The 13,031-nt window shown below is 56.5% G+C and carries 15 protein-coding genes and 1 tRNA gene; 11 read left to right on the top strand and 5 right to left on the bottom strand.

Features of this window, described 5'->3' with window-relative positions:
• Positions 1-2: 2 nt before the first annotated feature.
• From recJ to lysS, 3 genes are all read left to right on the top strand, one after another.
• Entirely contained in the window at positions 3-1,736 is a 1,734-nt protein-coding gene (recJ, locus tag GNG27_RS19150) for a single-stranded-DNA-specific exonuclease RecJ (RefSeq protein ID WP_156264580.1), read from the top strand.
• Positions 1,737-1,827: 91 nt separating this feature from the next.
• Positions 1,828-2,926 (top strand): peptide chain release factor 2 gene (prfB, locus tag GNG27_RS19145; RefSeq protein WP_142487004.1). Its coding sequence is split into 2 segments (ribosomal slippage): positions 1,828-1,902 and positions 1,904-2,926, totalling 1,098 coding nucleotides; the frame shifts between segments, so codons are not numbered across the junction.
• Positions 2,927-2,935: 9 nt separating this feature from the next.
• The gene (lysS, locus tag GNG27_RS19140) at positions 2,936-4,453 is read left to right on the top strand and encodes a lysine--tRNA ligase (RefSeq protein WP_156264579.1); all 1,518 of its coding nucleotides are present in this window, start codon (positions 2,936-2,938) and stop codon (positions 4,451-4,453) included.
• 38 nt (positions 4,454-4,491) lie between these two features.
• On the opposite strand, the gene idi is transcribed toward lysS, so the two are convergent.
• Entirely contained in the window at positions 4,492-5,034 is a 543-nt protein-coding gene (gene idi / locus GNG27_RS19135) for an isopentenyl-diphosphate Delta-isomerase (RefSeq protein WP_156264578.1), read from the bottom strand.
• A 182-nt stretch (positions 5,035-5,216) separates the two neighbouring features.
• Here idi and actS point away from each other — a divergent pair, with 182 nt between their 5' ends.
• Positions 5,217-5,936 (top strand): amidase activator ActS, encoded by a 720-nt coding sequence (gene actS, locus GNG27_RS19130; protein ID WP_156264577.1) that lies wholly within the window; start codon positions 5,217-5,219, stop codon positions 5,934-5,936.
• A gap of 80 nt (positions 5,937-6,016) precedes the next feature.
• A tRNA-Gly gene (locus tag GNG27_RS19125) sits at positions 6,017-6,090 on the top strand.
• A 346-nt stretch (positions 6,091-6,436) separates the two neighbouring features.
• Here GNG27_RS19125 and GNG27_RS19120 read toward each other — a convergent pair.
• Positions 6,437-7,312, bottom strand: coding sequence for a nickel/cobalt efflux protein RcnA (locus GNG27_RS19120; protein WP_156264576.1), 876 nt, complete (start codon positions 7,310-7,312; stop codon positions 6,437-6,439).
• A 122-nt stretch (positions 7,313-7,434) separates the two neighbouring features.
• Between GNG27_RS19120 and rcnR the strand changes: the two genes are divergently transcribed.
• The 4 genes from rcnR (at position 7,435) to GNG27_RS19100 (ending at position 8,841) form a co-directional block, all read left to right on the top strand.
• Positions 7,435-7,707 (top strand): Ni(II)/Co(II)-binding transcriptional repressor RcnR, encoded by a 273-nt coding sequence (rcnR, locus tag GNG27_RS19115; RefSeq protein WP_142486999.1) that lies wholly within the window; start codon positions 7,435-7,437, stop codon positions 7,705-7,707.
• Positions 7,708-7,780: 73 nt separating this feature from the next.
• Entirely contained in the window at positions 7,781-8,011 is a 231-nt protein-coding gene (yjdI, locus tag GNG27_RS19110) for a 4Fe-4S mono-cluster protein YjdI (protein ID WP_103792598.1), read from the top strand.
• Between the two features lie 10 nt (positions 8,012-8,021).
• The gene (locus GNG27_RS19105) at positions 8,022-8,294 is read left to right on the top strand and encodes a GNAT family N-acetyltransferase (protein WP_142486998.1); all 273 of its coding nucleotides are present in this window, start codon (positions 8,022-8,024) and stop codon (positions 8,292-8,294) included.
• Positions 8,275-8,841 carry a GNAT family N-acetyltransferase gene (locus tag GNG27_RS19100; RefSeq protein ID WP_156264575.1) on the top strand — a complete coding sequence of 189 codons (567 nt, stop codon included), beginning with the start codon at positions 8,275-8,277 and terminating at the stop codon, positions 8,839-8,841. The genes GNG27_RS19105 and GNG27_RS19100 overlap by 20 nt, the downstream gene beginning before the upstream one ends.
• On the opposite strand, the gene GNG27_RS19095 is transcribed toward GNG27_RS19100, so the two are convergent.
• On the bottom strand, positions 8,831-10,060 hold the full coding sequence (locus tag GNG27_RS19095; RefSeq protein WP_142486996.1) for an amino acid permease: 1,230 nt from the start codon (positions 10,058-10,060) through the stop codon (positions 8,831-8,833). The two genes, GNG27_RS19100 and GNG27_RS19095, sit on opposite strands and share 11 nt — an antisense overlap.
• A 118-nt stretch (positions 10,061-10,178) precedes the next feature.
• Positions 10,179-10,640, bottom strand: coding sequence for a multidrug/biocide efflux PACE transporter (locus GNG27_RS19090; RefSeq protein ID WP_156265179.1), 462 nt, complete (start codon positions 10,638-10,640; stop codon positions 10,179-10,181).
• 106 nt (positions 10,641-10,746) lie between these two features.
• Here GNG27_RS19090 and GNG27_RS19085 point away from each other — a divergent pair, with 106 nt between their 5' ends.
• Both GNG27_RS19085 and GNG27_RS19080 read left to right on the top strand, forming a co-directional pair.
• Complete coding sequence (locus tag GNG27_RS19085; protein ID WP_142486995.1) at positions 10,747-11,622, top strand: LysR family transcriptional regulator; 876 nt, start codon at positions 10,747-10,749, stop codon at positions 11,620-11,622.
• 80 nt (positions 11,623-11,702) lie between these two features.
• Positions 11,703-12,230 carry a cupin domain-containing protein gene (locus GNG27_RS19080; protein ID WP_142486994.1) on the top strand — a complete coding sequence of 176 codons (528 nt, stop codon included), beginning with the start codon at positions 11,703-11,705 and terminating at the stop codon, positions 12,228-12,230.
• A gap of 14 nt (positions 12,231-12,244) precedes the next feature.
• Here the strand turns inward: GNG27_RS19080 and GNG27_RS19075 are convergent, their stop codons facing one another.
• A complete protein-coding gene (locus GNG27_RS19075) occupies positions 12,245-13,021 on the bottom strand; it encodes an ABC transporter substrate-binding protein (RefSeq protein WP_142486993.1) in 777 nt (258 codons plus the stop codon).
• Positions 13,022-13,031: the final 10 nt, after the last annotated feature.

Below are 13,031 nucleotides of genomic sequence, written 5' to 3'. Positions count from 1 at the left end.
GCGTGAAATCTTCGATACAACTCCGTCGTCGTGAAGTGGACGACAGCGCCGCCTTACCCGCGGATCTGTCGCCTCTGTTGCGTCGACTGTACGCCAGCCGTGGCGTGAAACATGCAGACGATCTTGAGAAAGGCGTAAAAAATATGCTGCCCTGGCAGCAGCTGAGTGGCGTCGATACGGCCACGGAGCTGCTGTACAACGCCTTTCGTGAAGGAACGCGCATCATCGTGGTGGGGGATTTCGATGCCGATGGCGCCACCAGTACCGCGCTGAGCGTGCTCAGCCTGCGGGCGATGGGGTGCGATAACGTCTCCTACCTGGTGCCTAACCGCTTTGAGGATGGCTACGGCCTGAGCCCGGAAGTGGTCGATCAGGCCCATGCCCGCGGCGCGCAAATGATCCTCACCGTCGACAATGGGATCTCGTCCCATGCCGGTGTCGATCGTGCGCACAAGCTGGGGATCCCGGTGCTGGTCACCGATCACCACCTGCCTGGCGACACGCTGCCGGCGGCGGAAGCGATCATCAACCCCAACCTGCGCGACTGCGACTTCCCGTCAAAATCGCTGGCGGGTGTGGGCGTGGCCTTCTACCTGATGCTGGCGCTGCGTACGAAGCTGCGGGATAAAGGCTGGTTTGAGGCGCAGGGCATTGCCGCACCGAATCTGGCGGAATTCCTCGATCTGGTGGCGCTGGGCACCGTGGCGGACGTGGTGCCGCTGGATGCCAATAACCGTATTCTCACCTGGCAGGGCTTAAACCGCATTCGGGCCGGCAAATGCCGTCCGGGCATTAAGGCGCTGCTGGAGATCTCCAACCGGGATCAGCAGCGGCTGGCGGCCAGCGATCTGGGCTTTGCCCTCGGCCCGCGTCTCAACGCCGCCGGGCGTCTGGATGATATGTCGGTGGGCGTGGCGCTGTTGCTGTGCGACAACATCGGCGAAGCGCGCGTGCTGGCCAACGAGCTGGACGCCCTGAACCAGACCCGCAAAGAGATCGAGCAGGGGATGCAGGCCGAAGCCCTGACCCTGTGCGAAAAGCTGGAGCGCAGCGGCGAAACGCTGCCCGGTGGGCTGGCGATGTATCACCCCGAGTGGCACCAGGGAGTGGTCGGGATCCTGGCCTCGCGCATCAAAGAGCGTTTTCACCGTCCGGTTATTGCCTTTGCTCCGGCCGGAGACGGCACGCTGAAAGGATCGGGCCGATCCATTCAGGGGCTGCATATGCGCGATGCGCTGGAGCGCCTGCATACGCTGCACCCGGATCTGATGATCAAGTTTGGCGGCCACGCGATGGCGGCGGGCTTGTCGCTGGAAGAGGCGAAATTCGATCGGTTCCAGCGGCTCTTCAGCGAGCTGGTCACCGACTGGCTGGATCCGGCCCTGTTGCAGGGCGAGGTGGTCTCCGACGGTCCGTTAACCCCCGCTGAAATGACCATGGAAGTGGCGCAGATGCTGCGTGATGCCGGTCCGTGGGGGCAGATGTTCCCGGAGCCGCTGTTTGATGGCCGCTTCCGTCTGCTGCAACAGCGGCTGGTGGGTGAACGCCATTTGAAAGTGATGGTAGAACCGGTCGGCGGCGGCCCGCTGCTGGACGGGATCGCCTTTAACGTCGATACCACTATCTGGCCGGACAACGGCGTGCGCGAAGTCGAACTGGCCTACAAACTGGATATCAACGAGTTTCGCGGCAACCGCACGCTGCAAATCATCATCGACCATATCTGGCCACTTTAGCATCACTATTCCGCTATAAAACAGGGCGTGAATCCGGTACAATTCCGCCCTTATCTCCGCATTTTGACTAGTCCATAAAAGAAAACAGACCATGTTTGAAATTAATCCGGTAAAAAACCGCATTCAGGACCTCACGGAGCGCTCCGACGTTCTTAGGGGGTATCTTTGACTACGATGCCAAGAAAGAGCGTCTCGAAGAAGTAAACGCCGAGCTGGAACAGCCGGACGTCTGGAACGAACCTGAACGCGCACAGGCGCTGGGTAAAGAGCGTTCCTCTCTGGAAGCTATCGTCGATACGCTTGATCAGATGGCGCAGGGTCTGGATGACGTGTCCGGCCTGCTGGAGCTGGCCGTTGAGGCCGACGACGAAGAGACCTTCAACGAAGCCGTGGCAGAACTCGACGTGCTGGAAGAGAAGCTGGCCCAGCTGGAATTCCGTCGCATGTTCTCCGGTGAATACGACAGCGCCGACTGCTACCTGGATATCCAGGCCGGTTCCGGCGGCACAGAAGCACAGGACTGGGCCAGCATGCTGACCCGTATGTACCTGCGCTGGGCTGAAGCCCGCGGCTTTAAGACCGAGATCATTGAAGAGTCTGAAGGCGAAGTTGCAGGCCTGAAATCTGTCACCGTTAAAATTATTGGCGATTACGCCTACGGCTGGCTGCGTACCGAAACCGGCGTTCACCGCCTGGTGCGTAAGAGCCCGTTCGACTCCGGCGGCCGTCGTCACACCTCTTTCAGTTCCGCGTTTGTCTATCCGGAAGTGAAGGACGATATCGATATCGAAATCAACCCGGCGGATCTGCGTATCGACGTTTACCGCGCCTCCGGTGCGGGCGGTCAGCACGTTAACCGTACGGAATCCGCGGTGCGTATTACTCACCTGCCGACCGGGCTGGTAACACAGTGCCAGAACGACCGTTCCCAGCATAAAAACAAAGACCAGGCCATGAAGCAGATGAAAGCGAAGCTTTATGAACTGGAGATGCAAAAGAAAAATGCTGAGAAGCAGGCGATGGAAGATAACAAATCTGACATCGGCTGGGGCAGCCAGATCCGTTCTTACGTCCTTGATGACTCCCGCATCAAAGACCTGCGTACCGGTGTCGAAACCCGTAACACGCAGGCGGTGCTGGATGGCAGCCTGGACCAATTTATCGAAGCAAGTCTGAAAGCAGGGTTATGAGGAACCAACATGTCTGAACAACAAGCACAGGGCGCTGACGCGGTCGTCGATCTTAACAATGAACTGAAAACCCGCCGCGAGAAGCTGGCTGCACTGCGCGAGCAGGGCGTGCCGTTCCCGAACGATTTCCGTCGCGATCGTACCTCAGACCAACTGCACGCTGACTTCGACGCTAAAGAGAACGAAGAGCTGGAAGCGCTGAACATCGAAGTGGCCGTTGCAGGCCGCATGATGACCCGTCGTATCATGGGTAAAGCCTCCTTTATCACGCTGCAGGACGTGGGTGGCCGCATCCAGCTGTACGTTTCCCGCGACGATCTGCCGGAAGGGATCTACAACGAGCAGTTCAAGAAATGGGACCTGGGCGATATCCTCGGCGCTAAAGGCAAGCTGTTCAAAACCAAGACCGGCGAGCTGTCCATTCACTGCACCGAGCTGCGTCTGCTGACAAAAGCCCTGCGCCCGCTGCCGGACAAGTTCCACGGCCTGCAGGATCAGGAAGCGCGCTACCGTCAGCGCTACCTGGATCTCATCTCTAACGATGAATCCCGCAACACCTTCAAAATTCGCTCCCAGATTATGGCTGGCATTCGTCAGTTCATGGTAGCCCGCGACTTTATGGAAGTGGAAACCCCAATGATGCAGGTGATCCCGGGCGGTGCGTCCGCGCGTCCATTCATCACCCATCACAACGCCCTGGACCTCGACATGTACCTGCGTATCGCGCCGGAACTGTACCTGAAGCGTCTGGTGGTTGGTGGTTTCGATCGCGTATTCGAAATCAACCGTAACTTCCGTAACGAAGGCATCTCCGTGCGCCATAACCCAGAGTTCACTATGATGGAACTCTATATGGCGTATGCAGATTACAAAGATCTGATCGAGCTGACCGAATCTCTGTTCCGTACTCTGGCGCAGAACATTCTGGGCACCACTGAAGTGCCTTACGGTGAAGAGGTCTTCGACTTCGGCAAGCCGTTCGTGAAGCTGACCATGCGCGAAGCGATCAAGAAATACCGTCCGGAAACCGAGATGGCCGCTCTGGATAACTTCGACTCGGCGAAAGCGATCGCCGAAAGCATCGGTATCAAAGTTGAGAAGAGCTGGGGTCTGGGCCGTATCGTGACCGAGATCTTCGAAGAAGTGGCCGAAGCGCACCTCATTCAGCCGACCTTCATCACCGAGTACCCGGCAGAGGTTTCTCCGCTGGCGCGTCGTAACGACGAGAACCCGGAGATCACCGACCGCTTTGAATTCTTCATCGGTGGCCGCGAAATCGGCAACGGCTTTAGCGAGCTGAACGATGCAGAAGATCAGGCGCAGCGCTTCCAGGACCAGGTTGATGCGAAAGCCGCAGGCGACGACGAAGCGATGTTCTTCGACGAAGACTACGTGACCGCACTGGAGCACGGCCTGCCGCCAACAGCGGGCCTGGGTATTGGTATCGACCGTATGGTTATGCTGTTCACCAACAGCCACACCATCCGCGACGTGATCCTGTTCCCGGCGATGCGTCCGGTGAAGTAAGCCGTTAAGATGTAAAAAAAGCCCCGAAAGGGGCTTTTTTATTGCGCTGCGAAGGCTCTGAGTGCCTCGCGAGCCGTACTCGCTTCCATGACCATCCACGGGCTAAAGGCCCAGGGCGTGGCATCCAGCGCGCGGAATAATGTCTCCAGCTCAACCCACTGATAGTCCATCACTTCATCATCATTTATTGTTATTTCATTCGTGATGCGAGCGGCAAATACCGGGCAAATTTCGTTTTCAACAATCCCGGAAGGGTCGATTTTACGGTAGCGAAACTCAGGCGCAACGGGGGTGATATTGGCAATTTCGGCACCCACTTCGAAACGGCAGCGGCGGATTATTGCCTGTTCTGTCTCTTCGCCAGACTGCGGATGGCCGCAGACCGAGTTCGTCCAGACGCCGGGCCAGGCTTTTTTGCTCAGTGCGCGTCGGGTAATCAGGCATTCATCATTGGCGTTAAAGAGCCAGGAGGAGAATGCCAGGTGCAGTGGGGTATAAGAGGTGTGTGCGGCATATTTTTCCTGAGTGCCAATCACCATTCCCTGGTCGTTTACCAAAATAACGTGTTCTTGAATACTCATTCGTGCTCCAGTACCAAACATGCCAGATGGTTCAGCACCATCAGCGGCATTATTATACTGCATTCTTATACGAACGGTTTGTCGCCCAGAGCGGAAAAGGGCTGACCCATATCAGTCGGGGCTGCTATCATAGCGCGGCCATTCACGTTGACCGAGGAACTGTTTTGTTTGCAGGAAGCCCGATGAAAAAACCCGTTTCTGCTCTGTTTTGCCTGATCCTGGCCCTGTTGCTGGCGGGATGCGCGGGCAATCAGGCATCGGATTCTGGTCCTGTGTATACCGTTAAACGCGGCGATACGCTGTACCGCATCTCGCGTGCGACCGGCACCAGCGTGAAGGATCTGGCGCGTCTGAATAATATTTCGCCACCTTACACCATTGAAGTGGGACAAAAGCTGAAGGTAAACGGCAGCAGCGCCACGGCTAAAAAATCCTCTTCAAAGAGCAAAGGTAAAACTGCCGCGGTCACGCCTTCTTACGCCGTACCTAAGTCCTCCTGGCCGCCCGTCGGGCAGCGCTGCTGGGTCTGGCCTGCCAGCGGAAAAGTGGTGATACCCTACTCCACCGCAGAAGGGGGAAACAAAGGGATTGATATCGCCGGTACCCGCGGGTCGCCTGTGTATGCTTCTGATGCGGGCAAGGTGGTCTATGTCGGCAACCAGCTGCGCGGTTATGGCAACCTGATCATGATTAAGCATGGCGAGGACTACATCACCGCCTATGCCCATAACGACACTCTGCTGGTGAATAACGGACAAAACGTGAAGGCCGGGCAGAAGATCGCCACCATGGGCAGCACCGGCTCCAATACCGTGGCGCTGCATTTCCAGATCCGTTATAAGGCGACGGCGATCGATCCGGTACGCTATTTACCGGCGCCGGGCGGCAAACCGAAGTGCTAAGTGGTTATTTAATCGCCGGTTAGCGTACGGGAGTCTTGTCAGAAGAGGCGTAAGGTCTATAATGCTTTACGCACCTCAAAGCGGGCGTAGTTCAATGGTAGAACGAGAGCTTCCCAAGCTCTATACGAGGGTTCGATTCCCTTCGCCCGCTCCATAATTCCTTTGTCTGTTCCCTTACTCCCTGCAAACCTACGCCAGTAAGATCTGAATCAGCATCTGTACAAAATAGAGCGCACAGGCGATCTGTATTACCCGAAACCCCCATCTGACATAGCGCCATGCGTTGCGTTCCCTGGCATCAGCGTGTGCAATGGCTGGGTCAGCAGACCGTTTTTTTCGCTTTGTTTTGATTACGTCCCATGCCCAAAAGGCAAGCAATATAACAACTAATCCTTTCAAATAGAGGGGGTATCCATAGTCATTCAGGCGCTCCGGGCAGTCTGCTGATAAAGAAAACAGACTACCTTAAAGACAATACAATAAACATGGTTATCAGCGATTTATCGCATTACGCCCAAAAAACCATGGATCCCCATATAAATCCCCACCAGCCCAATCAGCACGCTGGAGAAGTAGGGGGCTCTCCTGGCCATCGTATTAAACCCGTTCCAGCGTTTTGCCACCTGACGTACGCTCACCGCGGCCCCTACGCCAACGGTCACCAGGGTAAGCGCCAGCCCCATGCTGAAACTGACCACCAGCGTTGCGCCCAGGGTTAAGGCTTTCAGCTGGATACAGATAAGCAGTACGGTGATGGCGGCCGGGCAGGGGATCAGACCTCCGGTGAGGCCGAACAGCAGGATCTGCCCGTTAGTTACCTCTCTGTCGGCGAAGCGGCGCTGAATATCATGGGCATGAGCGCGCGCGTGGGCATCCTGATACGCCTTCGAATTGACCTCCAGCCCTTCCAGCGCGGCACGATCGTGTTCGTGTTCGTGTTCGTGATGATGATGATCATGGTGGTCATGGTCATGGTCATGGTGGTGATCATGGTGGTGGTGGTCATCATGCCCCTGCATCTCCGCCAGCCAGCTCTTCTCCCCTTGCCATGTGCGCCAGAACATCCACACCGCGGTGCTCAGAATAACGATCGCAGAGATCACCTGTAGCCAGGGCTCAGCCGATTCCGCGGTGAACCTGTTGCTGAGGTACATCCCGCCAAAGGCAATCAGCCAGACGATGGCGGTATGGGAAATCGTCGCGGCCAGCCCAAGCATCACGGCCTGCCGCACCGTGCCTTTAATGGCGATGATAAAAGCCGCCATCATGGTTTTGGAATGGCCGGGCTCCAGGCCGTGTAAAGCACCTAATAAGATGGCGCTGGGAATAAAAAACCAGGCATTACCTTGCTGAAGAAGAGCGGTAAATTCGTTCATGAGAAGCGTTGTTTGTGAGTTGTTGGTGCCCGGATTCTACTCCCCCCCAGTACAGTATACTACCCCCCAGTAGATCGTCGATGTTACAATCAGCGTTGATTTTTCGGTTAACGAGGTGCCACGTGTCGCATACCATCCGTGATAAACAGAAGCTTAAAGCCCGCACCAATAAAATTCAGGGTCAGGTCGCGGCGCTGAAAAAGATGCTGGACGAGCCGCACGAATGTGCTGCGGTGCTGCAGCAGATCGCGGCGATCCGCGGGGCGGTAAACGGCTTAATGCGGGAAGTGATTAAGGGCCATCTCACTGAGCATATCGTTCATGAAGGCGATGAAGTGAAGCGGGAAGAGGATCTTGATGTCGTGCTGAAGGTGCTGGATTCATACATTAAATAAATGTTAACTTTTTGAAGCTGCACGCCAACGCTATGCTTGTTCCCAAACTCATAATAATTACTGAGGCAATGTCATGGATAACGATCTCCTGCAAGCGGGATACCGGGCCTATACCGGTGAGAAAATTGACGTCTACTTCAATACCGGTATTTGTCAGCACGCGGGAAACTGCGTGCGTGGCAGCGCCAGACTCTTCAACCTGAAACGTAAGCCGTGGATCATCCCTGATGAAGTGGATGTTGATACGGTTGTGCGTGTGATCGATACCTGCCCAAGCGGCGCACTCAAATACCGCCACAAATAAGCGAGAACCCATGGAAATTCAGGAAGGCCATAACAAGTTTTATGTGAATGATGCCGATGGCAACCAGGTCGCGGAAATTGTCTTTGTTCCCACCGGCGAACACCTCAGCATTATTGAGCATACCGATGTCGATCCCAGCCTGAAAGGGCAGGGTGTGGGCAAACAGCTGGTGGCGAAGGTGGTAGAAAAGATGCGCGCAGAGAACCGCAAAATCATCCCTCTGTGCCCGTTTGCGAAACACGAATTTGATAACACCCGCGAGTATGACGATATCCGCGCCTGAGACCGCACGGGTACGGCTCCGGCAATGGCGACCAGAGGATCTGGCGCCATTTGCCGCGCTGAACAGTGACCCGGAGGTGATGGGCTGCTTCCCCGCGCTCCTGAGCCGGGAAGAGAGCGATGCGCTGGCAGAGCGCTTTCACGCGCTCATTGACCTCAACGGCTGGGGATTCTGGGCGGTGGAGGAGAAGGCCAGCGGGACCTTTCTCGGCATGGTCGGCCTGCATCATCAGCCCGACCGTTTTTCATTTTCACCCTGCACTGAAATTGGCTGGCGACTGGCAAAACCGTTCTGGCACAAGGGGTTTGCCTGTGAAGCCGCAATGGCCTGCCTGGCGTATGCCTTTGAGGTGCTGGAGCTGGACGAGGTGGTCTCTTTTACCTCCATCCACAACGTCTCTTCTGAGTCGTTAATGCAACGCCTGGGAATGACTAAACAGGGGCACTTTCTGCACCCGTCGCTGCCGGCCGATCACCGGCTTGCCACTCACGTGCTGTATGGCCTTTCCCGGCAGCGTTATCACACTCATCCCCGCTTTAAGCAATAAACATTACCGACACGCATAACACCCCGACAATCAGCGTCAGCACATTGCCTACGGAGCGGTAAGGCTTCAGGGCCGGGATCAGGAAGGTAGACAGGGTCGGCATGATAAACAGGATCATGGCGATAAGCGGCCCGCTGATGGCGTAGATCATCGAGATGGCATTGGGGTTAATGCAGCACACCGCAAAAGTGATCAGAGAGACCCCCATCACCGACACGGCCCGATTGAAGGCCCGGCTTTTCTTCACCCCAACCTGATTTAATCCTGATTTCACTATCTCCGTTGCCCCCTCAATCACGCCAAAATAGGTGCCGAGAAACGACTTCGACATCGCGATGATGGCTACCACAATCCCGGAAATCCCAAGCCAGGAAGGGGAGGAGGGCATCATCGAGAGCGCGGAGAGAATAGTGACCCCTTCCTCTTTGGCGGCGACGATATAGGACGGCGGGATCGACAGCAGGCAGCTGAAGACAAAGAACAGCACGCTCAGGCAGATGATCAGGTACGCCACCTTCATGATGCGGGTGCATTTGCCCATCGCGGCGTCGCCATATTTCTCCTGCCGGTCAACGGCAAAGGTCGAAATAATCGGGGTATGGCTGAAGGCGAACACCATCACCGGAATAGAGATCCACACCTGGTGCAGAGTGTGCTTATCCACCGTCATCTGGCTGGTTAGCAGCGAGGGCTGCCAGCTGTGGGTGAGGTACAGCGACACCAGCAGGAAGTAAGCTATCAGCGGAAAGACCAGAAAGCCCATCACCCGGATGGTGACATGACGCCCCATCAAAAAGATCAGATTCAACGCCAGCACGACGCCCAGGCTGACCAGCACCCGCACGGTGGTGTCCACCGTTATATGCTTCGCCAGCTGTTCGGTCAGCGAGTTGGTGATCGCCACGGCGTAGATCTGCACCACCACAAAAAAGGCGACAAAGTAGAGCGTGGTGATCAGATTGCCGATCTTTTTACCGTAGTAGTGGGTGACCGCGCCGGTGATCCCTTCGCTGCCTTTTGTTTTTGCCGAGAGGATGAACTGGCATAGCGCTTTGTGGGGCCAGTAGGTGAATGGGTATGCCACAAGGGCGGTGATAAACAGGACGACAGCGCCCGCAGATCCCAGCTGGATGGGCAGAAACAGGGTTCCTGCGCCCACGGCCGTGCCGTACAGGGCAAAGCTCCAGAGGGTCTCTTCTTTAGACCATATTTTCGACATGAGAGAAAAGTATCAACTATAAAACCAACAAAAAGGAGACTATTTTACCATAATCATCAGTTGGCGTGGTGGCTGAGGCGGGTTTAAGCAGGCCGGAAAGCATTTCCGGCCGGAGGGATTACCAGGTTGCAGGCTGTCGCTGCTGGCGTCGCTTCATGACGCGATCGCGCAGGGTGTCGTACGCCCAGTTATAGACCATGGTGTACGGCAGGAAGAAAATAAAGAAGCCAATCTCTAAGGTAAACGCCTGCAACAGGCTTACGCCCAGCACCAGCGACACAATGCCGACGCCGATAAAAATAAACCCGACCTCAAAGCCGAGGGCGTGGAGGGCGCGAACTTTGGCGGTGCGGGTAACGATATGCCGCGGCCACAGTCTGTCAAAACCGGCGTTATAGATGATATTCCAGATCATCGCCGTGGTGGCGAGCAGAATAGTCAATCCGCCCATCTCCAGCACCGGACGCTGCATCAGCCAGGCGGTGGTCGGGGCGAGGATCGCCGTGGCGATGCCCTCGAAACAGACGGCGTGGAAGATACGCTCCGGCAGTTTTCGGTGTTGAATATCGTCGTGCTGCATAACCTGATACCTCATTAACCTGCCAGGATGGGCAGAATCAGGTCGCTATTTTTATCGTTAAAACTGATATATAAAAGTTGGATTCCATCGATAAAGTAGATACATCATGCGCTACTCCCCCGAAGCCTTAACGGCGTTTGTCGAGACGGTTGCCGCCGGCTCGTTCTCCGCTGCCGCCCGCCGCCTGCGCAAAAGTCAGTCCACCATCAGCACCGCCATCGCCCATCTGGAAGATGATCTCGGCTTCGCGCTGTTCGATCGCAGCGCCCGTCAGCCGGTGCTCACCGCCCAGGGTAAACAGGTGCTGGGCTACGTTCAGTCGATCCTCGCCGCCAGCGCGCGGCTTGACGAGCTGGCGGTCTCCCTCAGTGAAGAGACCGAAGCGCGGCTGGCCTTTGTGCTCTCCGACACCCTGCACCCGGACGTGCTGGAGGAGATGCTGTTTCGTTTTGACGAGCGTTTTCCCCATACCGAATTCGAATGCCTCATCGGTGAAGAAGAAGATGTCATCGACCTGCTGCAAAAAGGGCGGGCGCACATCGGCCTCACGGAGGCGCGGGAGAGTTATCCCACCGACATTGCCGCCGTTCGCCTGCCGATGCAGACCCACATGGCGATCTATACCTCCGCCACGCATCCCCTCGCCGCGCAAAAGCGCACTGAAGCTGATGAACTGCACGGCTGGCGGGAGCTGCGCCTGAACACCTATCTGGAGCGCGAACCGGTGCTGGCCCAGGGGCCGGTGTGGTCTGCGCCCAACTACCTGATGTTGCTCAGCATGGCGGTGCAGGGCTTCGGCTGGTGCGCGCTGCCCTGTGCGCTGGTGGCAGAGTTTTCCCCTGCGAAAGCCCTGGTGCAGCTCAACGTGCCGGGCTGGCCGCGTTCGGTAGCGATCGATCTGGTGTGGAATAAGCGCTCTCCGCCGGGGACGGCGGGAAACTGGCTGCGGCACTGGCTTCAGCACCAGGCGGATCCTGTGTGATGAATACGACATTCCCCTGATCGGTACCGAAATCTAAAAGGACTACACTTGATGGGGTGAATTAACCGTCGAGAAGAGACATGGCCGCTAAAAATACCATTACGCCCAGGGTACTGATGCTCTCAGCCAGAGACTGGGTGCCTAATAATCCTCATCTGCCGGTGCTGATCTATAAAGGGGCAATATCGGAAGGCGATTTTGCCAGCCAGTTTGAACAACGGTTTGCCGACAACGGATGGCCGCCCCAGTGGCGCGATGGGATTTTCGACTATCACCATTACCACTCGACTGCTCATGAAGTGTTGGGTGTTGCCCGGGGAACGGCGCGCCTGGTGATTGGCGGTCCTGGGGGTGAAGAGATGGAGGTCGAAGCCGGGGACGCACTTTTATTGCCTGCGGGAACCGGGCACTGCCGCTTATCTGCAACGCTCGATTTTCAGGTAGTAGGGGCGTATCCGCCGGGGATGGAGTTCGATCTGTGTAAGCAGGCGGCAACGCCGGCAATCCTGGCGCGTATCGTGGCGCTGCCGTTTCCTGAGTCGGATCCAATTAATGGCAACGAGCCTGCCTTAACCCAGTACTGGAAATCTCCGCCCTTCAGTGGCTGAAGGGCGGTACACCATTACTTGCCGGTGTAAATATCGAAGCTGAAGTATTGTGAGGCGAGCTTTTTGTAGGTCCCGTCCGCCAGGATCGCCGCGATAGCGCCGTTCAGCTCCTGGCGCAGCTGGTCATCCTCTTTGCGCAGTCCAATGGCCGCCCCGGCGCCAAACAGGGCATCGTCCTGCAGCGCATTGCCGACAAAAGCAAACTCTTTACCCTGCGGCTTATTGAGGAAGCTGTATTCCGCCATCACCCCGGAGAGCACGGCGCCATCAATACGCCCGGACTCGAGGTCGCGGATCACCTGATCGGCACCCTGGTAGGCCACCACGTTAACGCCCTTGCCGCGCCACTGCTCATTGGCATAAGTTTCCTGGGCGGAACCCTGCTCAACGCCAATGGTTTTCCCCTTCAGCTGATCCACGCTGTTGCTGGCGAGGCTGTTTTTACGTGCCACCAGGAAAGCCGGGCCGCTGTAGATCTTGTCGCTGAAGGCAATCTGCTCTTTACGCTTGTCGGTGATGTACATCCCGGAGAGGATGGCATCAAATTTACGCGCCTTCAGGGACGGAATGATGCCGTCGAAGTTGCTTTCAACCCAGACGCATTTCGCCTGCAGTTGCTTACAGATGGCATTGCCCAGATCGATATCAAAACCGACCACCTCGCCCTGCGGATTTTTCGATTCAAAGGGGGCAAAGGTCGGATCCACGCCAAAACGCAGCTCTTTGGTCTCTGCTGCCAGGGCAGACGACGTTGCCAGCAGTGCCACCAGCGGTAAAAGGTATTTTTTCATTATCTGTCCC

This window comes from Leclercia sp. 119287, from assembly GCF_009734485.1.
Lineage (GTDB): Bacteria > Pseudomonadota > Gammaproteobacteria > Enterobacterales > Enterobacteriaceae > Enterobacter > Enterobacter adecarboxylatus_C.
Note: the sequence above shows the minus strand (reverse complement) of the source record. Positions and strands in the feature narration are given on the sequence as shown.